We start from the raw sequence: 25,497 nt of genomic DNA, 5'->3' as shown, positions 1-25,497 counted from the left end.
ACCGGGCCCGACGTCGTTGCCGCCGTAGATAGCATTTTTCCGAGCGCCCAGGCCAGGCTTCTCACCAGCGCCGAGAAACCGCCGATGGGATTCGGGGACGCGGATGCCGACGGCACCGCCTCGGCGGCACCCACCTTCGCCTTCCCGAGGATCAATGCTGACACCGTGCCCCGAGTGATTCAACTCGGATGGATGCCAGTCAGGAGGACACGCCCACCGACATCCGCTGCCCAACTCCGTACTATCTCGACACGATGATGAACTCGAGTATGAACGACCAGCTCTGGGTCGGCGATCTGGCGGATTTCGCCGCGATTCTCGGCGAACCGGTCTCGGCCAAGTCCCGGGCAACGCTCACCGCCGGTGGCGCCGTGGCAACCTACCCGCAATACGTCGTCGCTCTCACGGCGATCATCGCGCTCGTCACGGCGTCGATCACGATCGGGCTCGCACGCGCTGACGGGCACCGGGACAATGCGGTGCTCACCTCGCTCGGGGCGTCCGCTCTCGTGGCACTGGTTAGAGAAGTTCGCACGTGTTTGAACCAGTGCCAGCTTCTCAAACACGTGCCGCGATCCGCCATGGCCCGGTGGAGGGTGGGCACGGCTACTGCAGGTGGCCGGCTTTCTCCATCTGGCGCAGCTCGCGTTTGAGCTCGGAGAGTTCATCGCGCAGGCGGGCGGCGAGCTCGAACTTGAGCTCCCCGGCAGCTTCGAGCATCTGCGAGTTGAGGTCGGCGATGATCGATTCGAGATCGTTGGCACCGTTCGCCGCCAGGCCCACCCGCCGGTTGGGCGTCGAACTCTTGCGCCGGGCATCGCGGCCGGCGAGCAGCTCAGCGGTGTCGGCCTCCTCCCGGGCCAGGGCCTCGGTGATATCGCCGATGCGTTTGCGCAGCGGGGTTGGATCGATGCCGTGCAGGGTGTTGTAGGCGACCTGCTTTTCGCGCCGGCGGTCGGTTTCGTCGATGGCTTTCTCCATCGAGGCGGTGAGCCGATCGGCGTACATGTGCACCTCACCGGAAACGTTGCGCGCAGCTCGCCCGATGGTCTGGATGAGCGAGGTTGCGGACCGCAGGAAGCCTTCCTTGTCGGCGTCGAGAATGGCGACGAGGGACACCTCGGGCAGGTCGAGGCCCTCACGCAGCAGGTTGATGCCCACCAGGACGTCGTAGATGCCGGCGCGCAGCTCGGTGAGCAGCTCGACCCGACGCAGGGTGTCGACGTCGGAGTGCAGGTACCGCACACGCACCCCGGCCTCGGTGAGAAAGTCGGTGAGGTTCTCGGCCATCTTCTTGGTCAGCGTCGTGACGAGCACGCGTTCGTTGCGTTCGGTGCGCTTCTTAATCTCTTCGAGCAGGTCGTCGATCTGACCGGCGCTCGGCTTCACGATGATCTGCGGGTCGATCAGCCCGGTTGGGCGGATGATCTGCTCGACAATGCCGTCGGCGATTCCCATCTCGTATTTGCCCGGTGTCGCCGACAGGTACACGGTCTGTCCGACCCGGTTCTTGAACTCGTTGAACTTGAGCGGTCGGTTGTCGAGCGCGCTCGGCAGCCGAAAACCATGATCGACCAGCGTGCGTTTGCGCGAGGAGTCGCCCTCGTACATGGCACCGATCTGCGGCACGGTCACGTGCGATTCGTCGATGACCATGAGGAAGTCGTCGGGAAAATAGTCGAGCAGGCAGTGCGGGGCCTCCCCCGGTTCGCGCGCGTCGATGTGCCGGGAATAGTTCTCGATGCCGGAGCAGAACCCGATCTGCTCCATCATTTCGAGGTCGAAGGTCGTGCGCATGCGCAGTCGTTGGGCTTCGAGCAGTTTGCCTTCGCGCTCGAGAACTTCGAGTCGTTCCGCCAGTTCGATCTCGATGGTGCCGATGGCCCGGCGCATGACGTCATCACTCGCGACGTAGTGCGACCCGGGAAAAACAGAGACAGCGTCGAGTTTCTTGACGATGTCACCGGTGAGCGGATGCAGGCTGTAGAGTCCTTCGATCTCGTCGCCGAACATTTCGATGCGGATGGCGAGCTCTTCGTACATGGGGATGATCTCGATCGTGTCGCCGCGAACTCGAAAATTACCTCGGGAGAAATCGACGTCGTTGCGCTTGTACTGCATGGCCACGAATTTGCGAACCAGCCAGTCGCGGCTGACTTTCTGGCCGACCTGCAACGCGATCATGGCATCGAGGTACCCTTGCGGCGTGCCCAGACCATAGATGCACGACACGGTCGACACCACGATGACGTCGCGGCGACTCAGCAGCGAATTGGTGGTGGAGTGCCGCAGCCGTTCGACCTCCTCGTTGATCGAGGAGTCCTTCTCAATGAAGGTGTCGGTCTGCGGAACGTAGGCTTCCGGCTGGTAGTAGTCGTAATAGGAGACGAAGTATTCCACCGCGTTGTTCGGCATCAGGTCGCGAAATTCGTTGACCAGCTGGGCCGCCAGAGTCTTGTTGTGGGCCAGAACCAGTGTTGGCCGTTGCACCTGCTCGATCAGCCAGGCCGTCGTCGCAGACTTACCAGTGCCGGTGGCGCCGAGCAGCACGATGTCGGTTTCTCCGGCATTGATGCGGGCCGTCAGGTCGGCGATCGCCGTGGGCTGGTCTCCGCTCGGTGTGTACTCACTGACCACTTCAAAGGGGTTCACAGCGCGCGTGGGTTCCATGACTCCATTGTACAAAGGGGGTCTGACACTCAGCTTTGCACGGCCGATCGTGAACAGCGGATGTCAGGTTTACGGCAGTCGCGCGGCCTCGGCCGATCGCACCCGCTCCCAGAGAGCGTTGACTTGAGCCAGGGTGGCGTCGACGGTGCCGGTGTTGTCGATCACCACGTCGGCCAGGGCGAGGCGCTCCGCGTCGCTCGCCTGCGCGGTGATGCGGTGAGTCGCCTCTGCGCGCGTGAGACCGCGCAACTCCATCATCCGTTGGATTCGGGTGTCGGCATCCGCTTGCACGACGACGACCAGGTCAAAGGAGACGAGTCCGCCGGCGACGGCCTCGGCCAGAAGCGGAACGTCGTAGACGACGATGGCGCTCGGGTCAGCTGCCGCAGCAGCGGCAATCTGGTCGCGACTGAGCTGGCGCACCGCCGGATGTGTGATGTTATTCAACAGTGTTCTGCGAATCGGGTCGGAAAAGATGATGGCACCCAGCGCTGGGCGGTTCAAGGTGCCGTCGGCGAGCAGAATATCGCCACCGAACTCGGCGGCTATCGCCGCGAGACCGGGGGTGCCGGGTTGCACCACTTCACGGGCCAGCTGATCGGCGTCAATGATCACGGCACCAAGGTCAGCCAGCATCTTCGCCACGGTGCTCTTTCCCGAGGCGATGCCGCCGGTCAGCCCAATCAGATACATCATTCCATGCTATCTCCTGCTCGTCCGCTCGCCGGGTGGTTCTGGACATCCGCTCCCCTGAGAGCACGCTTGACCTCGGCGAGCAAGACCTCCCGGTTGAAGTCAGGCCGGTCCATGGCCAGTACAGGCTGGCCAGGGTCGCTGTTGATGGCGGCTTGATCTTCGCCGGTGAGCTGGGACGAGGACATTACCAGAACGGGGATGTGCTGAGTCGCGGTGTGCTCCTGGAGTGCGCGCACGATCTTGAACCCGCTGAAGTCTTCCATCATGAGGTTGATCAGGATGAGGTCCGGTTTGAGCGAGAGGGCGTCGGTGATCGCCGCTTCACCGGTCAACGCCGATTTGACTCGATAAACGGGGAGTTCCAGATAGGAATCGACCCTCTGGATGGTCTCCCAGTCTTCGTCGACAACGAGGATGCAGCGGGTGCGAGCGTCGTCTGGGCGAAACCCGAGGAGGGCGAGGGACTTCTGCAGCTCGGCTCGCTGGAGCGGCTTCTCCAGCACGGCGGCAGCACCACGGCTCAGCGCCAGGCTCATGTCCGCCAGTCCTGCGATAACCACGACCGGTACGGAAGCCCAGTCAGGCGAATCGTGGAGCTTCATCAGGAACTTCCACCCGTCCATCCCTGGTAGCCGCACGTCGAGCGTGATCAGGCTGACGGCCGTACGATGCACCAATTCGAGCGCCTCCTCGCCGCTCGGAGCCGCAATCACCTGGAATCCTTCTGCTTCGAGGAGCAGCCGCACGAGTTTGGCCGATTTCTGATCGTCTTCAACCACGAGTGCGATTGAGCGCTCTGTTTCAGCGTCCAGATCGGCCACGGCTTCGCCGAGACTCTGAACGTCGACATCGGAATCTGCGTCGGCCGCGCCGACCAGGTCAGGAGATGCGTGTTCCACGAGCGCGTCGCTGTTTTCGTCGTGAGGTTCCTGAGGCGCCCCGGACGACACGTGTAGCTCACCGACCGTTGGCTGCCCTGCATCGAGCCGAGTTTCCAGCGTTGGCCTGGCAGCCTCTTCCCCCGCTGCACCATTGCTGGCTGCCCCGAGAATGCGGCGGGGCAGCCAGATGGCGAAAGTCGCGCCATCGCCGGGGGCCCCCTGCACGCCGAGAGTGCCACCCTGCAGCTCGATCAACAATTTTACTTTGGCCAGGCCGACGCCATCGCCGCTCGACTTCCAGCCGGCGTCGGACATGCCGTTACGCAACGGCAGGAAAACCGTAGGCAGGTCCTCAGCTGCAATGCCCACCCCGTGATCCTCAACCCGAATCTGCAGGTAGTCGACATAGTCGCCTGCCGGCAGCGGGAAAGACCAGTGCGGACGGACCCCCTCGAATTCGCCCACCATGCCCGGTTCCACGGTTTGCGCGCTCAGGATCACCGGAGTATCGCTACCCGCGGCCAGGGCGTTGGCGACCAGGACAGCCAACATTTGCTCGACGTTTGTAGCATCGAGAGGGAACAGACCCACCCCATCGGAGACGTCAACGCTGACCGACACCTGCGGTTCACCGGAGTGATTCACCGCCGCGGCGGTGGCGCTGAGAAGACCGAAAACGTCCACGTTGTGAAAGTCGAAGTCGACCAGCCCGGTTTCTACCGTGGACATGCCGATGAGTTCGCTGAGCAGCGATAGCAGGTGCTTGCCATGCGAGGAGATCTTCTCGATCCGCTCCTGCTGGGTCGTATTCAGGTCTCCGTCATTACCGCTTCGCAGGGCTTCGGACGACTCGACCACGGCCTGTAATGGAGTAAGCAGATCGACTTTTGCACGCTCAAGGTCCTCAGAGAGCGAAATGTTCGCCTGTTCGAGCTTGAAAATCTTCTCGAGGAGGGCACGTTCGAATTTCTTGCTCTCTGTAACGTCACGGGCTGCGGCGACGACTCCGCGGACCGTTCGCTCCCGGTCTCGCAGGGTCGCAGCGTTGCACGACACCACGGTTTCGGTGCCGTCGAAAGCGCGTACCGTCAACTCATAATCACTGAGGCGGTCCTCGGTCAAAACTCGGGCGATCGCTGTGTCGGCCCGTGCCGGGTTCGTGAAGAAGTTGCGGCAAGGAGCACCGATGAGTTCATCGCGGGTTCTTCCGGTGAGGTCCACCATCTGCTGATTGACGTCGGTGATGATCCCCGTGGTATCCGTCGTCATCAATGAATCGATGTTCGATTCAATCAGCGACCGGGTGTAGAACTGCAGGTCATGCAGGCGTCTATTGAGCACCTCCACTGACAACGACAGGCTCGGTGCATCCGCATCGTTCAGGTTGGCCGACCGCGCAGCGGTTGCCTCAGAGCTGTCCTCGAACCGGGTGTCTGTGTCGTCTGGGGGGTGAAAACCATTCATACCATTCTCCGATGGGACCGTAGTGCCTGGAACTATTCGATTTCGAATTCCATCCAGCCTTCGGGTGCATCGGTGGAAAACTCAATGATTTCAACGACCTCGTGAACAGCCGATCCTAAATCACAAGAGGATAGATCCTCATTATCAGGTATATCACGAACCTCCCGGTGGGCCGTGATGCTCCCACGACCCGGACTTAGCCCTGAGCCGGGTGTGGCACGTTCGGTACACAAAACGGGCCGCACCCCGAAGGTTGCGACCCGTTGATTCAGTGTCGTGCTGTACTGCTAGTTGCCGCCGGAGAGCTTCTCGCGGAGGGCCGCGAGTGCTTCGTCGTCGGCGAGCGTGCCGGCGCCAGCCGACTCGCTCGAGAAGGCGGAGCCGGCCGGTGCGACGTCGCTGGGGGCAGCGATCTCGTCGTTCGCGGTCGAAACCTGCTTCTTGTGAGCTTCCCAACGGGCTTGGGCTGCAGCGTAGTCCTGCTCCCACTTTTCGCGCTGCTCGTCAAAGCCTTCGCGCCACTCGTTGGTCTCGGAGTCGAAGCCTTCGGGGTACTTGTACTGGCCCTTGTCGTCGTACTCGGTGAGCATTCCGTAGAGCGCCGGGTCGAACTCGGTGCCGTCGGGGTCGACGCCATCGTTGGCCTGCTTGAGGCTGAGCGAGATGCGGCGACGCTCGAGGTCGATGTCGATGACCTTGACGAACACCTCGTCGCCGACCGAGACAACCTGCTCGGCGAGCTCGACGTGCTTGCCGGAGAGCTCGCTGATGTGCACAAGGCCCTCGATGCCCTCGGCAACGCGAACGAACGCGCCGAACGGAACGAGCTTGGTGACCTTACCCGGTGCAACCTGGCCGATGGCGTGGGTGCGGGCGAAGACCTGCCACGGGTCCTCTTGGGTGGCCTTGAGAGACAGCGAGACACGCTCGCGGTCGAGGTCAACTTCGAGGATCTCGACGGTGACTTCCTGGCCAACTTCAACAACCTCGCTGGCGTGCTCAATGTGCTTCCAGCTGAGCTCGGAAACGTGCACCAGACCATCGACGCCGCCGAGGTCGACGAACGCACCGAAGTTGACGATCGAAGAGACGACGCCCTTGCGGACCTGTCCCTTCTGGAGGTTGTTGAGGAACGTGGTGCGGCTTTCGCTCTGCGTCTGCTCGAGCAGGGCGCGACGCGACAGTACGACGTTGTTGCGGTTCTTGTCGAGCTCGAGGATCTTCGCTTCGATTTCCTGGCCCAGGTACGGGGTCAGGTCGCGAACGCGGCGAAGCTCGATGAGCGAGGCCGGCAGGAAGCCGCGCAGGCCGATGTCGACGATGAGTCCACCCTTGACGACCTCGATGACCGAACCGGTGACAACACCGTCGGACTCCTTGATCTTCTCAACGTCGCCCCATGCCCGCTCGTACTGAGCGCGCTTCTTGGAAAGGATGAGGCGGCCTTCTTTGTCTTCTTTCTGAAGAACGAGGGCCTCGACCAGGTCGCCGACCTTGACAACCTCGGAGGGGTCAACGTCGTGCTTGATGGAAAGTTCGCGGGAGGGAATGACACCCTCGGTCTTGTACCCAACGTCGAGGAGAACCTCGTCGCGGTCGATCTTCACAACGGTGCCCTCGATGAGGTCTCCGTCGTTGAAGAATTTCAGAGTCTTTTCGACCGCGGCAAGAAAGTCTTCAGCAGATCCAATGTCGTTGATGGCGACCTGCTTGGGTGCCCGTTCGGTCGTTGCGATTGTCATGTAGTAGTTGCTCCAGGATGGACATAGTCGGGCCATACGCGAAAAGTCGTTCAGATTTATGCATGTTCCGCGGTATAGACCGTGGAACGCTCCGCGCATGGCAGCGGATAGGCGCCACAAATGTGACACTCTATCCTAGCTACCAGACTCCCTCACGGGCAACTTCACCAGCACACGCAGTCCGGCGGGCCGAAGCGTGACCGCACCAGGGGGATGCCTACTTCAGCAGCGCCGCCCGCAACGTGTCGAGCCCCACGCCACCCAGGTCGAGAGCCGAGCGGTGGAATTCCTTGATCGAGAAGGCCGCACCCTGTCGCTGCTTCGCAGCGTCGCGGAGTTGCTCCCAGATGCGCTGCCCCACCTTGTACGACGGAGCCTGGCCTGGCCAGCCCAAGTAGCGGTTGACCTCGAACTTCACGAAGCTCTCGTTCATATTGACGTTCTGGCCGAGGAATTCGAAAGCATGGTCCGCGGTCCACGGACCTGAACCGTCCGGCAGCGTCTTGCCGAGGTGCACGCCGATGTCGAGGACGACTCGAGCGGCGCGCATCCGCTGCCCGTCGAGCATACCCAGACGGTCCGCCGGGTCGTCGAGGTAGCCGAGCTGTTCCATCAATCGTTCAGCGTAAAGCGCCCAGCCCTCGGCGTGGCCGGAGGTGCCGGCCAACTGGCGACGCCAGGTGTTGAGTTTGGCCCGGTTGTAGACAGCCTGACCGATCTGCAGGTGGTGGCCGGGCACGCCCTCGTGGTAAACGGTGGTGAGTTCGCGCCAGGTGTCGAATTCGGTCACCCCGACCGGAACGGACCACCACATGCGGCCCGGCCGGGAAAAGTCGTCGGTCGGTCCGGTGTAGTAGATGCCGCCTTCCTGGGTGGGAGCGATCATGCACTCGATGGTCTTGATGTCATCGGGAATGTCGAACTGGGTTTCGGCCAGATCGGCCACAGCCTTGTCGCTGGTCTTCTGCATCCACTCCTGCAGTGCCTGGGTGCCGTGCAGCTTGCGGCTCGGGTCGGTGTCGAGGTAGGCGATGGCTTCGAGCACGCTCGCGCCGGGTTTGATCTGGTCGGCGACCTTCTCCTGCTCGTCCACCATGCGGGCGAGCTCTTCGATTCCCCACTCGTAGGTCTCGTCGAGGTCGATCGTGGCGCCAAGAAAGCGGCGCGAGACGAGGGTATACAGGTCACGGCCGATCGCGTCGTCTTCGGTGGCTTTGCCCTCGAGCTCGGTGCTGAAGAATGCTGCCAGTTTGTCGTAGGCGGTCGCCGAGCGGCGGGCACCACGTCCGAGGTCTTTAGCCAGGGAGGCGGGGAGAGTGCCGTCCTCGAGCGCGGCGTTGGCGGCGAATTCAGCGAAAAATCCGTCGTTGGCGGCGTGGCGCTGAGCCTGAACCAGCACCTCACGCACCTGGCGGCGCGCCGGCGTCACGCCGCGTTCGATGCCGAGGCGAAGCGTCTCGATGTATCCATCGACGGCGGCGGGAAGATTCCCCAGACGCGACGCGATGTTGGCCCAGTCGTCAACGGTTTTGGTGGGCATGAGGTCGAAGATCTCACGAATCTCCTGAGCTGGCGAGGCGATGACGTTGAGGTCGCGCAGCTGCAACTGCGCCTCAGAACTTTCCACACTCAGCGACAACTCACTTCGCAGGTCGGTCTGCGTGACCTCGTCGACGCCGTCGACCGGGTGGGCAGCATCCAGTTGGGCGATCGTCTTCTTCGCCTCGTCGACGAATCGTTCGTGCCCGGCCGGTGAATAGTCCCCATACCGTCCGTCACCCTCGGTGCGCCCGATGTAGGTGCCGACGGTGGGGTCGAGGTCGACGAGGGTGTCCACCCACTTCTCAGCGATCTGATCGATAGCCGTCGGAGTGCGCTGGAAGTCGTTTGTCATGTCATGAGCCTAGAACACCGGGCCCGGGCGTGTCGCCCCCCGAGAAAGAGGAAGTCGAACCACGAAACGGATGCCCGCAGCCTGGCCTGGGTCGATCGCGATCGTTCCGCCATGGCCGGCGATGAGCTCCCTGGCTATTGCGAGCCCCAGTCCACTGCCGTTACTGATGCCGTTTGACGAGGACCTTGCCTCGTCAACCCGCGCAAAGCGTTCAAAAACCCGCTCCCGCAAATGGGCCGGGATGCCCTGGCCATCATCCGCCACAGCTAACACGGCCTCACCGGCATACTCGCAGAGCGTGATCGTCACGGTTCTGCCACCGTGCTGTGCGGCGTTGTCGGACGAGCTGACTGCTGTCGTGACAGTGACAACCGACACAAAGGAGGTCGCCAACGGAATCACCGCGCGCGTCGTACGCGACACCGTTTTTCGGGGCGACAGTATTATCGAGGACACGTTTGACTGGTATGCGCAGGACGGACAAGGAGCGATCTGGTACCTCGGCGAAGATACTGCGGAATTCGAGAACGGTGCGATCGTCTCCACAAGCGGCTCGTTCGAGGCCGGAGTTAATGGTGCCCTGCCCGGGATCGCCATTCCCGCCGATCCGGCACCTGGCATGAAATATCGACAGGAGTACTACCAGGGAGAAGCCGAGGACAACGGCGAGATCCTCAGCATTGCTGAGATGGTGGACGTCCCACTGGGCCACTTTGACTCAGTTCTCCTCACTAAAGACACCATCACGATCGATCCTGAGGTGTTGGAGTACAAGTTGTATGCACGCGATGTCGGGCCGGTGCTCACACTTGATGTCTCCGGTGGAGCAGGGCGGGCAGAGTTGGTCCGTATGGAAACGGTTTCGGATGGATCGGGGACGGGTCCACTCGGACAGCCGCACTAGGACCCTCGTCAATCAGTGCGCGGCTTCGTCCCAGTTGGCGCCGCGCCCCACCTGAACGGTCAGCGGGACGAGCAGGTCGGCAGCGGACTCCATGTTGTGGGTGACGACGAGGCGCAGAGCCTCCCATTCCCCCGGGGCAACATCGAAGATCAATTCGTCGTGCACCTGCAGCAGCATGCGGGACTCCATCGAGGCGTCCGTCAGGTCGGCGGCAATTCCATTCATGGCGATCTTCATGATGTCGGCGGCCGACCCCTGGATGGGCGCGTTGAGGGCGGCCCGCTCGGCATTGTCGCGCAGCACGCGTTTCGGGCTGGCCAGGTCGGGAAAGGGACGGCGCCGACCGTAGATGGTCTCGGTGTAACCGTCGACCTTGGCCTGCTCGACGACGTTGCGCAGGTAGTCACGCACCGCGCCGAACCGCTCGAAGTAGTCGGTCATGAGCTGCTTGGCCTCTTTGGTGTCGATGCGCAACTGCTTGGACAGCCCGAAGGCGCTGAGGCCGTAGGCGAGCCCGTAGCTCATGGCCTTCACCTTGCTGCGCATCTCACCGGAAACATCGGCGGGGTCGACACCGAAGATGCGCGAACCGACGAAACGGTGCAGGTCCTCCCCGGCGTTGAAGGCGTCGATCAGCCCGGCGTCCTCGGAGAGGTGCGCCATGATGCGCATCTCGATCTGCGAGTAATCGGCGGTGAGCAGGCTCTCGCTGTCGGCGCCGGCCTGGAACGCGGCGCGGATGCGCCGGCCCTCCTCGGTGCGCACCGGGATGTTCTGCAGGTTCGGGTCGTTCGACGAAATGCGGCCGGTGGTGGTGCCGATCTGCACGTAGGTGGTGTGGATGCGGCCGGTCGTGTCGATCGCCTTGTCGAGCGTTTCTACGATCTGGCGCAGCTTGGTGGCGTCGCGATGCTTGAGCAGCAGATCGAGGAACGGATGCGGGTTGCTGGCCTGCAGGTCGGCAAGGGCGCCGGCATCCGTTGAAAATCCGGTCTTGTTGGCCCGGGTCTTCGGCATCTCCAGCTGCTCGAACAGGACGTCCTGCAGCTGCTTGGGCGACCCAAGGTTGACCTCACGGCCGATCTCGGCGTAGGCCGCCGCGGCGAGGCTCGCCGTACTGGCCCCCAGCTCAGCGGACAGCTCGGCGAGTTGCTCGTGCGACACACTGACTCCGGCGAGTTCCATGTCGGCGAGGGCCAGCAGGGTTGGCAGCTCGATCTCCAGCAGCAGCTTGAGCGAGCCGGGGTCGAGCGCCTGTTCAACAGCAGCGAACACCCGCATCGTGTACCAGGCCTGGGCAGGGGAGCCGGCCTGCTGGGTCTCGTCGGGTACGAGCTGGTTGGGGTCGGCGATCGGCAGCGTTTCGTCGAGATAGCGCGAGACCAGGTCGGCCAGGGTCTTGTCCGGGCCACCGGGGCGGATAAGCCAGGCCCCCACCAAGGTGTCGAAGGCCAGACCGGCGAAGGGCAGTCCGCTGCGGCGCAGCGCTTTCACCTGGTGTTTGGCGTCGTTCATGATCTTCGGGGCGTCGCTGGCGAGCCACGCTTCGAGCGGGGCGTAGTCCTTGCGATCGGCCTGCCAGGGCAGGTTGATGGTCTCGGTCGGACTGGCTAGTCCGAAACCGATCGCTTTGCCGTCCTGTACCTCGACGGTCAGGCCGAGTCCGGCCGGGCGGGCGGCTGTGGCCCGGTCAAGCCAGGACTGCAATTCTTCGTCGAGCAGATCCTGCGCGACGGGGGCTTGAACGGCGGGCACCTCATCGATGACGGCGACGGCCGCTTCAACCGCCGGGTCCTCACCGGCGAGTTTGAGCACCCGGTCGAGCAGGGTCTTGAACTCGAGGCGGGTGAAGATGTCGCGCACGGCGTCGGTGTCCATGGCGCCGCGTTCGAGGGCGGCCACGGCCAGCGGCAACTCCAGGTTGGTGACCAGGCGGTTGAGACGGCGGTTGCGAATCGCGTTCTCTTTTTGCTCGCGCAGGTTGTTGCCCACGACGCCCTTGATCTCCTCAGCGTGTTCCAGGATTCCGTCGAGGCTGCCGTACAAGCCAAGCCACTTGACCGCGGTTTTCTCGCCGACCTTGCTGATGCCGATCAGGTTGTCGCTGGTTTCGCCGACGAGAGCGGCGACATCGGGATACTGCTCGGGCTCGATGCCGTAGCGTTCACGCACCCGGGCCGGATCGTAGCGGGTGAGGGCTGACACGCCCTGGCTCGCGGGGTACAGCAGGGTGACGGTCTCGTTGACCAACTGGATGGCGTCCCGGTCGCCGGAGACGACGAGCACGTTGTAGCCGGCCGCTGTCCCTTCGACCGACAGCGTCGCGAGAATATCGTCGGCCTCGTAGTCTTCCTTGGTGATGGTCGTGATGTTCATCGCGGCGAGGGCTTCCTGAAGCAGCGGAATCTGGCCGAGAAACTCCGGCGGCGTCGCATTGCGGGTGCCCTTGTACTCGGGGTATTCCCTGGTGCGAAAGGAGGCACGGGAGATGTCGAATGCAACCGCGAGGTGCGTCGGCTTCTCGTTGCGCAGCAGGCTGAGCAGCATCGACAGAAATCCGTGGATGGCGTTCGTATGCTGCCCGGCGTGGGTCTGGAAGCTGTCCACTGGCAGGGCGAAGAACGCCCGGAATGCCAGGGAATGGCCGTCGATGATCATCAGGGTAGGCTTTTCGGAGTCCAACACTCCCCCAGCCTACAAGTGTCTTCCCACGTGGGCTCCCCCGACCAAAGGTGATCATGTTCGATACGACTGACGACGCACTCGCCTGGGTTCAGCAGCGCGGCGGCGGAGACCTGGCCGACAAGATGGGGCTGGAGTTCACCGAGTTCACCATTGACCGGGCCGTGGCACGGATGCCGGTGGCCGGCAACACCCAGCCCGCCATGCTCATGCACGGTGGCGCTTACGTCGTGCTCGGCGAGTCGCTCGGCTCGATGGCCGCGAACCTGCACGCCGGTCCGGGAAAGCTCGCCGTCGGTATCGAGATCAACGCCTCGCACAATCGCTCGGCGACGACCGGCTACGTCACCGGAGTTTGCACGCCGATCCACCTGGGCCGCACGCTCACCACGCACGAGATTGTGGTCACGGACGACGCCGGGCGGCGCTGCTCGACGATACGCATCACGAACATCATTAAGGACCTTCCGCCGCGAGGCTAGTTTTCCGGCTCGATCAGGCCGATGAACGCACTGAGTTCGGCGACGCCAGCGGGCGTCACCGGCAGGTATTCGGTCAGCGCCGGTGAATAGACCAGGTACGCGGCCCATTGAGCCCGCGAGATGGCTACATTCAGCCGATTCTTCAGAATGAGGAAGGCCATGCCGCGCGGCACGTCATCGGCCGAGCTGGCCGCGAGCGTGACGATCGCGACAGCCGCCTCCTGGCCCTGGAACTTATCCACCGTGCCGACCCGCACGCCGGAATACCCGGCATCGGTTAAGGCCTGGCGCACGAGGACCACCTGGGCGTTGTAAGGGGTGACGACGATGACATCCGCTGCAGCCAATGGGTCGTTGCGGCGCCCCGCGGTCGGGTCGGTCCACAGCCGGTCCAGCGCGGCGCGCACGAGGGCGACCACTGCCTGCGCCTCTTCGGGTGAGGAGACGGCGTTGCCGGTGTGTATGACCGGAACGGCGTGCACCCCTGGCGCGACGCCAGCAAGCGACCGTGTCGAGGTGACCGGGTTAGCACGCAACAGACCGCCATAGGAGAGACGTGAGACCGGCGCGGTGACCGCAGGATGCAGGCGTCGACTCTCAGCCAGAAAATAGCCTTGCGCGGCTGGTAGCACGTCATGGCCGGCCGCGACCCAGCCAAGCGCCGACTGGTCGATCGGCTCCGGGTGGGTTCCCTGGCTCACCTGCGGCAGCTGTTGCGGGTCGCCCAGCAGCAGCAGGTTTTGGGTGCCGACACTTGCGGCGATGGTCGAGGCGAGTGAGAACTGCCCGGCTTCGTCGACGACCAGCAGATCGAGGCTGTGGCGGGGCACGCGCGCCGGATTGCTGAAGTCCCAGGCGGTGCCGCCGATCACGAATCCGGTGGCCGTGTGATCGAGTGCGAACAGCAGCTGGCCGTCTTTCGGCAGCATCGTGTAGCCGACTTCAGCCTCGTCGGCCCCCGTCTTCGCCACCTTGCCGACGAGGGCCGGATCGAGCCCGGCCGAAACGACGGCGCCAAGGAGATTCTCGACGACCGCGTGGGACTGGGCGACGACACCGATCTTCCAGCCGTGCTGTTGCACGAGGGCGGTGATGACGTGGGCGCCGAGGTAGGTCTTGCCCGTGCCGGGCGGGCCCTGGATCGCGAGAAAGGAGCGGTCGAGGTCGAGCAGGGTCGCGATGACAGCGTCGATCATGGTGCCAGCGGCCGGAACGGCAGCGAGGTGCCCCGTGCGGGTGCGCGGCGGGGTGCGGCGCAGAATGTCGACCATCGGGTCGTTCGGCCAGCCCGGCTGGGCGTCGACGATGGCTGCGGCCCACTCGTCGATGGCGGGTTTTTGCTGCATCGCCCGGGGCGGCGCGGCCGGTGCGACGGCACTCGGCCGGTGATCGTACCGGGCAACGTTATTCTGCAGGGTCTCTTCGACCAGGATGCCGCCGTCGTCGGCTACCTCGAGCACTTTCACGGTGCGGTGGGTGCGGGAGCCCTCGGAGGTGTCGGGGTTCTTAAACGGGCCCGGGTATTCATAGAGCAGGTAGGGGCCGGCCTGGTCGCCCGGCTTGATGCTGCTGCCAGGGGCAAGTCGCCCGCGAAGCCAGAGATGGCGGCGGTCGACGCGCTGCTGGCCCTCGCGAAACCAGTCCCGGTCAACGTCTACCCGTTCGACGATGAGCACATCGCGGGTGTCCTGCCACTCGTCGATCGGGTACTCGAGCCGGAAGTAGTGGCCCCACCAGAAACTCTTCTGCTCCCGGCGGTGATAATCGATGGCGGCGGCGGCGAAGGCGGCCGCCGTCTCGTCGCTACTGCGCGGCGTGTGGCCAGCCGTGACCGCAACGGCGAGTAGCGCGTCGCGCACCGGTGACGGTTCGAGCGTGTCGGCATCCGTCACGAGCTGGGTGTCGGCCGAGCGGACGCCTGCCCCACGCGCCAGGGCGAGCAGCCAGTCGCGCAGGCGCAACGTTGACACACAGTCGTAGCGGTTGTAGTCCGCGATGGAGTGGAGCATACGCTGGGCTTCTGACCGGTCGCCGTGCGCGTGCAAGTCGCGCGCGGCCGCGTATTCGGTGATGGAATCGGCCGCGTTGGTGACTTCACCGCCTCGCAGTTCGGTGCCCATGTAGAGCGGTTCGAGTTTCTTGATCGAGTACGAACGTGAGCCAACCCGCATGGTCTTGCGAATGAGCGGATACAGGTCGACCAGCACGTTCTCCCGCAGCAGTTGGTCGACCTGCTCCTCGCCGACGCCGTGGCGCGCTGCGAGGCTGAGCAGGTGGGTGCGCTCGTAGGCGGCGTAGTGGTACACGTGCAGGCCGGGGTGCCGAGCTCGACGGTCGGCGAGGTACGCCAGGAAATCGGTAAGCGCCTGCTTCTCATCGGCCCAGGTGTGCGCCCAGAAGGCACGGAACTCTTCATCGGTGTCGACCAAACCGAACAGGTAGTCAAGGCCCCACTGCGTGCTGGCGGGTTCGGTCGCGTCTGTTTCGGTCGCGTACGTCTCAGAGTAGAGCGGGTCACCCTCGAAGTCGAAGAAGATATCTCCGGGGTTCGGCTCTGGGAGCGCGACCAGCGCTCCCGGGTTGTACAGGTCGACCGGTGGGGCTGTGCCCGCGACCGCCTGCAGTTGCAGCAGGGCCTGCGTGCGAAGCGCGGCGAGGGTCGAATCGGCCATGCCTTCGATTGCGCCGGTGGACGCCGCGAGGTCATCAACGGAGCGAATGCCTCCGGCCGCGAGCCGAGCCCGCTGCGACAAACGCAGCCCGGCTACCAACAATGGGTCGCGATGCTGCTGCACCTCCAGCTCACAGGTGGCACAACGCCCGCAGACGGTATAGCGCGGGTCCCCCCACGCGACGACGGCGGTGTCGCTCAGGCGTTCCGCGATGATCTGCACGAGGCGGTGCTTGCGTTTGCGGTACACCGGGCGAATGTCAGCGAGATGGTGCACGCTGACCGAGCCGTCGCCGAGCAGCAACTCAACCGTGCCGGCCGTTTCAACCCCGATGCGCTCAAGCTGTTCCGCGTACGCGGCGAGCTGCAGCAGGGCGGTGACCCTGGCGTGCCGGGCGAGCTTGGTGTCCTGCAGCAGCCAGGCGCCGTCGTTCTGGCGCACGATGAAGTCGGCGAATCCGACGAAGGCGATGTGGCCGTTTGCGGTTTCCTCTCCGAAGTCGGGGTCAAAGAAGGTGGCTTGAAAGATGACCTCGGCGCCCTCGGTGAAGGCCAGCCGGGTGTCGTCGGCGGCGGTCTCGATGGCCGCGCGCGACATCCTCTCTGGCCGGGCGATTTCTGCGACCGACTGCGCGTGCCGGTAGCGTTCGAGCACCCGATGCTCGTGCGCGTCACCGAGCCGCGACGTGCGTTCGAGCAGGGCGTCGACCGGGTCGGGCACCGCGTCGATGCGGCCGAGTCTCGCGTCGATACGGCGCAGAAACGCGAACTCGCAAACGGATGCCGCGCTCAGGTCGCTCGCGCTCGTCACCACGCTGTCGTCCAGTAAGAACATGCGCCGCCTTTCCTCATCTGAGAGTATCGGACACCGCCGACAGGGCATCCGGCTAGCCCTCAGCCGAAACCAGGCAGGACGCAAAACGGCCCGGCAGAATCTGCCGGGCCCCTTTTTGCGGAAAATGCGTTACTTTTTGGCGCTGAGCTGCTCGATGATCGCCTGCGACACGTCGTGCATGGTAAGTCGACGGTCCATGGAAGCTTTCTGAATCCAACGGAAGGCTTCCGGCTCGGTCAGGCCCATCTTCTCGTTGAGCAGGCCCTTCGCGCGGTCGACGAGCTTGCGAGTCTCGAAGCGCTCGACCAGGTCGGCGACCTCGGCTTCGAGGGTGATGATCTGGCTATAGCGCGAGAGGGCGATCTCGATCGCGGGCAGCAAGTCGTTCGGGGTGAACGGCTTCACGACGTAGGCGAGGGCGCCGGCTTCGGTAGCGCGCTCGACCAGTTCCTTCTGGCTGAACGCGGTCAGCAGAACGACCGGGGCGATGTGCTCCTTCGAGAGGCGCTCGGCCGCGCTGATTCCGTCGAGCTGAGGCATCTTGACGTCCATGATGACCAGGTCAGGGCGGAGTTCCCGTGCCAGGGCGACCGCTGTTTCTCCGTCACCGGCTTCGCCGACGACTTCAAAGCCGTTGTCGCGCAGAATCTCGACGATGTCGAGGCGGATGAGGGATTCATCCTCAGCGACGACAACGCGGCGCGGAGGGGTGGGGGTGCTGTCTTGGTCGGTCACGAGGAAAGCCTACGGTATTCTGAACGAGTAGTTGCAAGCCGGTGTGGCGGAATGGCAGACGCGGAGCACTCAAAATGCTTTGTTCGAAAGGACGTGTGGGTTCGAGTCCCACCACCGGTACCAGATACCACGGTTAGTCAACCGTCGGCGTGCACGTGTGTGCAGAGTCGAGTTCTGAGTTGGTACGCACGAAAGCCCCGCCCGGGACAACCCGGGCGGGGCTTTCGTGCCAAGCGCTACTTCTTGACGTAGGCCGGTGCGACCTCGTTGTGGGCGTCGCCCACACGGTGCACGCGGATGTCGTTCGTCGAGCCGACGATTCCGGGAGGGGAACCGGAGATGACGACGACCTTGTCACCGATTTCGGCGAGGCCCTGACCGATGAGAATGTCGTCGACCTGGCCGAACATGGCGTCGGTGTGGGTCACCGGCTCCACCAGGAAGGTCTGAACTCCCCAAGTGAGGGCGAGACGACGACGGATGCCCGGCTCCGGTGTGAAGGCCAGCATGGGAATCTTCGACCGCAGACGGGACATGCGACGGGCCGAATCGCCGGACTCGGTGAAGATGCAGAGGAACTTGGCGTCGACGAACTCGGCAACCTCGATGGCGGCCAGGGTGATTGCGCCGCCCTGGGTGCGGGGGCGGTTGGTCAGCTTGCCGATGCGTTCCAGGCCGTGCACCTCGGTGGACTCGACGATGCGGGCCATGGTCTGCACCGTGACGACCGGGTATTCTCCGACGCTGGTCTCACCGCTGAGCATGACGGCATCCGCACCGTCGAGCACGGCGTTGGCGACGTCGCTCGTCTCGGCGCGGGTCGGTACCGGGCTCAGAATCATGGATTCGAGCATCTGTGTGGCGACGATGACCGGCTTGGCCATGCGGCGGGCGATCTCCACGGCCTGCTTCTGCACGATGGGCACGGCCTCGAGCGGAAGCTCAACGCCGAGGTCGCCGCGAGCGACCATGATCGCGTCGAAGGCGTCGACGATTTCTTCCAGGTTGTCGACGGCCTGCGGCTTCTCGATCTTGGCGATCACGGGAACGCGGCGACCTTCTTCGGCCATGATCTCGTGCACGCGGGTGATGTCCTCGGCGCTGCGCACGAAGGACAGCGCGATGAGGTCGGCGCCAAGGCGGAGGCCCCAGCGCAGGTCGGCCTCATCCTTCTCCGACAGGGCGGGCACGTTGACGGCCACGCCGGGCAGGTTGATGCCCTTGTTGTTTGAGACCGGGCCGGCGACGATGACGCGCGTGGTGACGACGACGCCATCCGTTTCAACGACCTGGACTTTCACCTTGCCGTCGTCGATGAGCAGGAAGTCACCGGGGTGCACGTCGTGCGGCAGGCCCTTGAAGGTCGTTCCGGAGAGTTCCTTGGTGCCGAGCACGTCTTCGGTGGTGATCTTGAAGATGTCGCCGACGGCGAGTTCGTACGGGCCGCCCTCGAACTTGCCGAGGCGAATCTTGGGACCCTGAAGGTCGACCATGACGGCGACGGCACGCCCCGAGTCGTTCGCGGCCTTGCGCACGTTGGCGTAAACGCTTTCGTGCACCTGGTAGTTGCCGTGGCTCAGGTTCATGCGGCAGACATCAACGCCCGCGTCGATGAGCGCTCTGATCTGCTCGTAGCTGGCAGCTGCAGGCCCGAGGGTGGCGACGATTTTTGCGCGTCTCATTCTGGTGAATCTCCGATTTCCGCGCTGTTCGGGCGCATTACGACGTGGTGCAGGAATGCTAGTGGATTAGAGGGCGAATGAGCGGTCCGTGGGCTTAACGGGAGACGGCAGCTGCGTCTGACCCTCCAGAAACTGGTCGACGGCGGCCGCAGCGGCCCGGCCCTCGGCGATGGCCCACACGATGAGCGACTGGCCGCGACCGGCGTCGCCGGCGACGAAGACGCCCTCATGGCTGGTCTGGTAATGGCCGTCGCGTTCCACGTTGCCGCGGCCATCGAACGGCAGTTTCAGCTGGTGGCTGAGCTCGTCTGGTTCCGGGCCGGTGAAGCCCATGGCGAGCAGCACGAGGTCGGCCGGAATCTCTCGCTCGGTGCCGGCCTTGGGAACGCGGCGTCCGTCGAGGTATTCCGTCTCGGCGATGCGAATGGCTCGCACCTCGCCGAATTCGTTGGCCAGGAATTCGACCGTGGACGCGAGGTACTGGCGGGTGCCGCCCTCTTCGTGGGCGCTGGAGACCTCGAACAAGGTAGGCGACATCGGCCACGGCTGGTGCTCCGGTCGGGTGGTACCCGGCTGCTTGCCGATCGCGAGGTTGGTGACGGAGGCGGCCAGCTGGCGGTGCGCGGTCCCGATGCAGTCGGCTCCGGTGTCACCGCCGCCGAGGACCACGACATGCTTGCCTTCGGCGGTGATCTGAGCTTCGATGCTGCCGCCGGCGCCGATCTTGTTCTGCTGCACGAGGTATTCCATGGCGAAGTGCACCCCGGGCAGGTCACGGCCCGGAATGGGCAGGTCGCGGGGAACCATGGCGCCGGTCGCGACCACGACCGCGTCGTACCGAGCACGCAGGTCGTCCCAGGTGATGTCCACGCCGATGTTGACGTTGGCGCGGAACCGGGTACCTTCGGCCGTCATCTGCGCGAGGCGCAGTTCCAGGTGCTTCTTTTCCATCTTGAAGTCGGGAATGCCGTAGCGCAGCAGCCCGCCGATACGATCGTCACGTTCGAACACGGCGACGGTGTGGCCGGCGCGGGTGAGCTGCTGGGCGGCAGCCAGACCGGCGGGGCCGGAGCCGACGACAGCGACGGTTTTGCCGGTCAGACGGCCGGGCGGCTGCGGCTGCACCCAGCCTTTGGCAAAGGCCTGGTCAATGATCGACACCTCGACCTGCTTGATGGTGACGGCCGGCTGGTTAATGCCGAGCACACACGATGATTCGCACGGTGCCGGGCAGAGCCGTCCGGTGAATTCGGGAAAGTTATTCGTGGCGTGCAGGCGTTCGATGGCTGCGCGACCCTCATCGCGCCAGACCAGGTCATTCCATTCGGGAATGAGGTTGCCGAGCGGGCAGCCCTGATGACAGAACGGTACGCCGCAGTCCATGCAGCGCCCGGCCTGCCGCTTGAGCACGGCGGCATCTCCCTGCTCGTAGACCTCTTTCCAGTCCATCAAGCGGATGGCCACCGGCCGGCGAGCGGGAAGCTCACGTTCCGTGGTTTTCAGGAATCCCTTCGGATCAGCCATTGGTTACCTCCAGAATTCGATTCCAGACGACGAGTCCGTCGGGATCGAGTCCCTCGGCGACGGCCGTTTGTCTGGTCTCCAGTACGGCCGCGTAGTCGCGCGGCAGCACCTTGACAAAAGTGTTCATGGTTTCTTCCAGGTTGTCCAACATTCGCGCAGCGAGTGCCGAGTCGGTCTGGTCCCGGTGTTGTTCGAGCAGATCGCGCACGATCTCACGGTCGACACTGTCGAGGGACAGCAGTCGCAGCTCCCCCGACGTCAGCGCGTCGCGGTTGACGCGTTCGGCGGTCAGCCCGAAGACGTAGGCGGTTCCGCCGCTCATGCCGGCGCCGAGGTTGCGCCCGGTGTCGCCGAGGATGACAGCGAGGCCGCCGGTCATGTATTCCAGGGCGTGGTCGCCAACGCCCTCGACGACGGCGATCGCTCCGGAGTTGCGCACCAGGAATCGTTCGCCGACGATGCCGCGAATGAACATGCTGCCCTGGGTTGCGCCATAGCCGATGACGTTGCCGGCGATGACGTTGTCTTCGGCCGGGAATTGGCTCGCTCGGTCGGGTCGCACGATGATCTGCCCGCCCGACAGGCCCTTGCCGACGTAATCGTTGGATTCGCCTTCGAGCCGCAGGGTGATGCCGCTCGGCAGGAACGCCCCGAAGGACTGCCCGGCCGACCCGGTGAGGGTGACCTCGATGGACCCGGCCGGCAGGCCGTTTTCACCGTGGCGGAGCGTGACCTGGTTGCCGAGCATGGTGCCGACGGCGCGTTCGGTGTTGCGGATCGGCAGGTCGATTCTGACCGTGCCGCCGTGTTCAAGCACACTCTGGCTCCGACGAATGAGCTCGTTGTCGAAATGCTTGTCGAGTTCGTGCTCCTGCGCGCGCGCCCACTTGCGTGGTTCGCTCTCGGAGAAGTCCGGACCGCTCAGAATGGGCGAGAGGTCGAGTCCCTGCGCCTTCCAGTGCGTGAGGGCGCGGTTCATGCCCAGTACCTCACGGTGGCCGATGGCCTCCTCAAGGCTGCGAAAACCGAGTTCGGCGAGGTACTCGCGCACTTCCTGCGCGATGAACTCGAAGAAGTTCACGACGTGGTCGGCTTGACCGGCGAAGCGCCCCCGCAGCTCCGGGTTCTGCGTGGCGACGCCGACCGGGCAGGTGTCAAGATGGCAGACGCGCATCATGATGCAGCCGGCCACCACGAGCGGGGCGGAGGCGAAACCGAATTCCTCAGCACCGAGCAGCGCACCGATGAGTACGTCACGGCCGGTCTTCAGCTGGCCGTCGACCTGCACGACCACGCGGTCACGCATGCCGTTGAGCATGAGCGTCTGCTGGGTTTCGGCGAGGCCGAGTTCCCACGGCGTACCGGCGTGCTTGAGCGAATTGACCGGGCTGGCGCCCGTTCCACCGTCGTGCCCGCTGATCAGGATCACGTCGGAGAGCGCCTTGGCGACGCCCGCCGCGACGGCTCCGATACCAGACTGGCTGACCAGTTTGGTGTGGATGCGCGCCTTGGGGTTGGCCCGTTTCAGGTCGAAGATGAGCTGCTTGAGATCTTCGATCGAATAGATGTCGTGATGCGGGGGCGGCGAGATGAGACCGACGCCGGCCGTTGCATGTCGGGTGCGGGCGATCCACGGGTAGACCTTGGTGGGCGGCAGCTGGCCGCCCTCGCCGGGCTTGGCCCCCTGGGCGAGTTTGATCTGGATGTCATCGGCGTGGGTGAGGTACATACTCGTCACACCGAATCGCCCGGACGCGACCTGCTTGACCGCGCTGCGCCTGGTCGGGTCGAGCAACCGGTCGAGGTCTTCGCCGCCCTCGCCGGTATTGGATTTGCCGCCGAGGCGGTTCATCGCGATCGCGAGCGTCTCGTGCGCTTCCTGCGAGATGGACCCGTAGCTCATCGCACCGGTGGAGAACCGCTTGACGATCTGCGAGACCGACTCGACCTCGTCGAGCGGCACGGGCGGCCGCTGGCCCGGGTTGAGCGTGAACATGCCGCGCAGCGTCATGAGGGCTTCGGCCTGGTCGTCGACCAGCTTGGTGTATTCACGGAAAATGTCGTATCGCCGCGTGCGTGTGGCGTGCTGCAGTCGGAAGATGGTCTCCGGGTTGAACAGGTGCGGAGCACCGTCGCGGCGCCACTGATACTCGCCACCGGTCGCAAGGCGCTCGTGAGCGGTCACCGCGGCATCCATGGGGTAAGCGGATGCGTGCCGAGACAGATTTTCTACCCCGATCACGTCGATGCCGACGCCACCGAGTTTGCTCGTCGTGCCGGTGAAGTACTGATCGACGAAGGACTGGGCCAGGCCGACGGCTTCGAAAGTCTGCGCGCCGGCATAGGACGACACGGTAGAGATGCCCATCTTGGACATGATCTTGAGCACGCCCTTGCCGAGGGCCTTGATGACGTTACTCACCGCCTTTTCGGGTGTGACGTTGGTGATGATGCCGCTGCGAACGAGGTCTTCGCAGGTTTCCATGGCCAGGTACGGGTTGACGGCAGAAGCGCCGTAACCCATGAGCAGTGCCACGTGGTGCACCTCGCGCACGTCGCCGGCCTCGACCACGATGCCGACCTTCATGCGGTTCTCCGTGCGGATCAGGTGGTGATGCACGGCGGCGATCATCAGCAGCGACGGAATCGGTGCGAGGTCCTTGTTGGAATCGCGGTCGCTCAGCACGATGAACAGGGCGCCGGCGTCGATGGCCTCATCGACCTCGACGCAGATGGCGGCGAGCCGCTTCGAAAGCGCGTCTGCGCCTTCTTCGAAGCGGTACAGGCCGCGAATGGTCGTGGTGGTGCGGCTGCCGACAACGGGGTCGATGTGCTGGATCTTAGCCAGTTCGTCGTTGTCAATGACCGGGAAGTCCAAAATTACCTGCCGGGCATGCTCGGGGCCGGCGCTGAGCAGGTTGCGCTCCGGACCGAGACCGAGCTTGAGGCTCGTGACCACTTCTTCCCGGATCGAGTCGAGCGGCGGGTTGGTGACCTGCGCGAACTGCTGGGTGAAGTAGTCGAACATGAGCCGCGGGCGGTCGCTCAGCACGGCGATGGGGGTGTCGCTGCCCATGGCGCCGAGCGGTTCGGCGCCGGTACGGGCCATCGGAGCGAGGATGATGCGCACCTCTTCCTCGGTGTAGCCGAAGGTGCGCTGGCGACGCACAACGGAGGCCGGCGGGTGCACAATGTGCTCCCGCTCCGGAAGATCCTTGAGGTTGATGCGCCCCGTCTGGAGCCAGTCTCCCCACGGTTCGCTCGCCGATAGTTCGGCCTTGATCTCGCTGTCGTCGATGATGCGGCCCGCCACGGTGTCGACCAGGAACATCTGGCCGGGGCGCAGTCGTCCCTTACGCACAACACGAGCCGGATCGATGCCGAGCACGCCGATCTCGCTCGCGAGCACGACGAGGCCGTCGTCGGTGATGAGGTAGCGGCCGGGACGCAGGCCGTTACGGTCGAGCGTCGCGCCGACCAGGGACCCGTCGGTGAACACGATCGCAGCGGGGCCGTCCCACGGCTCCATGAGCATGGAGTGGTATTCGTAGAAGTCGCGACGTTCGTCGTCGAGGTCGGTTTGGTTTTCCCAGGCTTCCGGCACCATCATCATGATGGCGTGCGGCAGCGACCGCCCGGACAGGCTGAGCAGTTCGACAACCTCGTCGAACGAGGCGGAGTCGCTCGCGCCCGGAGTAACGATCGGCAGCAGCGGGGCCAGGTCGCCGAGCAGATCGGACTCGAGCTGGGACTGGCGCGCCCGCATCCAATTGCGGTTGCCCTGCACCGTGTTGATCTCGCCGTTGTGGGCGATCATGCGGAACGGTTGCGCGAGCGGCCACGAGGGGAACGTGTTAGTGGAGTAGCGGGAGTGCACGAGGGCGAGCGTCGAGACGAAGCGTTCGTCGGATAGATCGGGGTAGAACGGCTCAAGCTGCAGGGTCGTGACCATGCCCTTGTACACCAGGGTGCGGCAGGACAGCGAGACGAAGTAGATCTCAAGCTCACGTTCAGCGCGCTTGCGCAGCCGGAAGGTCTGGCGATCGAGGCCGATGTCGGACGCAGGCTCGCCCGCTTCGGTGGTGCGGGTGCTCTGCACGAACAACTGCTGAATGGCGGGCATGTTGGCGCGTGCCTGGCTGCCGAGGTCCTCCGGGTGCACCGGAACCTCACGCCAGCCAAGGATGGTGAGGCTTTCCTCGTCGGCGATGAGACTGATCGCTCGTTTGATTCCGGTGCGAGCGGTCGGGTCGGTCGGCAGAAATACGTTGCCGACGGCGTACTGGCCCACCGGGGGAAGCGCGAAATCGGTGACGGCGCGCAGGAAGGCATCCGGTATCTGCGTGATGATGCCGGCACCGTCACCGGTTCCGGCATCGGAGCCGACCGCGCCGCGGTGTTCGAGGTTGCGCAGCGCGTCGAGGGCCTGGGTGATGATGTCGTGCCCGGCGGTTCCGCGCAGGGTCGCCACCATGGCCAGGCCGCACGCGTCGCGTTCGGCCGAGGGGTCATACAGCCCCGAAGCTTCAGGCATGCTGCTGAAGCGGGAATAAAGAGGTTTCTGCGCCATTGAGACCGTCCTCACGAAATGACTGGCAGTAAGGGACGACGCTGGCCCGAAGAAGAAGTGTGCAG

Annotated in this window: 15 protein-coding genes and 1 tRNA gene; 4 read left to right on the top strand and 12 right to left on the bottom strand. The window is 64.3% G+C overall.

Features of this window, described 5'->3' with window-relative positions; genetic code table 11:
* Positions 1-254: 254 nt before the first annotated feature.
* Complete coding sequence (locus tag BMW72_RS04785; protein ID WP_139175904.1) at positions 255-653, top strand: hypothetical protein; 399 nt, start codon at positions 255-257, stop codon at positions 651-653.
* Here BMW72_RS04785 and uvrB read toward each other — a convergent pair.
* The 6 genes from uvrB to BMW72_RS04755 form a co-directional block, all read right to left on the bottom strand.
* Positions 607-2,670, bottom strand: coding sequence for an excinuclease ABC subunit UvrB (gene uvrB / locus BMW72_RS04780; protein ID WP_092107821.1), 2,064 nt, complete (start codon positions 2,668-2,670; stop codon positions 607-609). The genes BMW72_RS04785 and uvrB overlap by 47 nt on opposite strands.
* 69 nt (positions 2,671-2,739) lie before the next feature.
* The gene (gene coaE / locus BMW72_RS04775; protein WP_092107819.1) at positions 2,740-3,363 is read right to left on the bottom strand and encodes a dephospho-CoA kinase; all 624 of its coding nucleotides are present in this window, start codon (positions 3,361-3,363) and stop codon (positions 2,740-2,742) included.
* Positions 3,363-5,711 (bottom strand): response regulator, encoded by a 2,349-nt coding sequence (locus BMW72_RS04770; RefSeq protein WP_092107817.1) that lies wholly within the window; start codon positions 5,709-5,711, stop codon positions 3,363-3,365. Before BMW72_RS04770 ends, coaE begins: the two co-directional genes overlap by 1 nt.
* Positions 5,712-5,998: 287 nt before the next feature.
* Entirely contained in the window at positions 5,999-7,453 is a 1,455-nt protein-coding gene (rpsA, locus tag BMW72_RS04765) for a 30S ribosomal protein S1 (protein WP_092107815.1), read from the bottom strand.
* Positions 7,454-7,670: 217 nt separating this feature from the next.
* The gene (locus tag BMW72_RS04760) at positions 7,671-9,347 is read right to left on the bottom strand and encodes a DUF885 domain-containing protein (protein WP_092107813.1); all 1,677 of its coding nucleotides are present in this window, start codon (positions 9,345-9,347) and stop codon (positions 7,671-7,673) included.
* A gap of 9 nt (positions 9,348-9,356) precedes the next feature.
* Positions 9,357-9,725: a sensor histidine kinase gene (locus BMW72_RS04755; RefSeq protein WP_277871541.1), complete on the bottom strand. Its 369-nt coding sequence runs from the start codon at positions 9,723-9,725 to the stop codon at positions 9,357-9,359.
* Between BMW72_RS04755 and BMW72_RS18655 the strand changes: the two genes are divergently transcribed.
* A complete protein-coding gene (locus tag BMW72_RS18655; protein ID WP_166787691.1) occupies positions 9,706-10,251 on the top strand; it encodes a hypothetical protein in 546 nt (181 codons plus the stop codon). The genes BMW72_RS04755 and BMW72_RS18655 overlap by 20 nt on opposite strands.
* A gap of 12 nt (positions 10,252-10,263) precedes the next feature.
* Here BMW72_RS18655 and polA read toward each other — a convergent pair whose 3' ends face one another.
* Positions 10,264-12,936: a DNA polymerase I gene (gene polA, locus BMW72_RS04745; protein WP_092107807.1), complete on the bottom strand. Its 2,673-nt coding sequence runs from the start codon at positions 12,934-12,936 to the stop codon at positions 10,264-10,266.
* Positions 12,937-12,989: 53 nt separating this feature from the next.
* On the opposite strand from polA, the gene BMW72_RS04740 reads away from it, so the two are divergent.
* Positions 12,990-13,415 carry a hotdog fold thioesterase gene (locus tag BMW72_RS04740; RefSeq protein WP_092108157.1) on the top strand — a complete coding sequence of 142 codons (426 nt, stop codon included), beginning with the start codon at positions 12,990-12,992 and terminating at the stop codon, positions 13,413-13,415.
* On the opposite strand, the gene BMW72_RS04735 is transcribed toward BMW72_RS04740, so the two are convergent.
* Together BMW72_RS04735 and BMW72_RS04730 are read right to left on the bottom strand one after the other, a co-directional pair.
* Positions 13,412-16,921: a TM0106 family RecB-like putative nuclease gene (locus BMW72_RS04735; RefSeq protein WP_092107805.1), complete on the bottom strand. Its 3,510-nt coding sequence runs from the start codon at positions 16,919-16,921 to the stop codon at positions 13,412-13,414. The two genes, BMW72_RS04740 and BMW72_RS04735, sit on opposite strands and share 4 nt — an antisense overlap.
* 129 nt (positions 16,922-17,050) lie before the next feature.
* Positions 17,051-17,656, bottom strand: a complete 606-nt coding sequence (locus tag BMW72_RS04730; protein WP_035879545.1) for an ANTAR domain-containing response regulator — start codon at positions 17,654-17,656, stop codon at positions 17,051-17,053.
* 37 nt (positions 17,657-17,693) lie between these two features.
* Here BMW72_RS04730 and BMW72_RS04725 point away from each other — a divergent pair.
* A tRNA-Leu gene (locus BMW72_RS04725) sits at positions 17,694-17,779 on the top strand.
* 113 nt (positions 17,780-17,892) lie between these two features.
* On the opposite strand, the gene pyk is transcribed toward BMW72_RS04725, so the two are convergent.
* From pyk to gltB, 3 genes are all read right to left on the bottom strand, one after another.
* Complete coding sequence (pyk, locus tag BMW72_RS04720; RefSeq protein WP_092107803.1) at positions 17,893-19,338, bottom strand: pyruvate kinase; 1,446 nt, start codon at positions 19,336-19,338, stop codon at positions 17,893-17,895.
* A gap of 66 nt (positions 19,339-19,404) precedes the next feature.
* Positions 19,405-20,862: a glutamate synthase subunit beta gene (locus tag BMW72_RS04715; RefSeq protein WP_092107801.1), complete on the bottom strand. Its 1,458-nt coding sequence runs from the start codon at positions 20,860-20,862 to the stop codon at positions 19,405-19,407.
* On the bottom strand, positions 20,855-25,432 hold the full coding sequence (gltB, locus tag BMW72_RS04710; RefSeq protein WP_092107799.1) for a glutamate synthase large subunit: 4,578 nt from the start codon (positions 25,430-25,432) through the stop codon (positions 20,855-20,857). Before gltB ends, BMW72_RS04715 begins: the two co-directional genes overlap by 8 nt.
* Positions 25,433-25,497 lie beyond the last annotated feature (65 nt).

Source organism: Cryobacterium luteum (assembly GCF_900110125.1).
Classification (GTDB): Bacteria; Actinomycetota; Actinomycetes; order Actinomycetales; family Microbacteriaceae; genus Cryobacterium; species Cryobacterium luteum.
The sequence above is the reverse complement of the archived record's forward strand: the minus strand, read 5'-3'. Positions and strand labels throughout refer to the sequence as shown.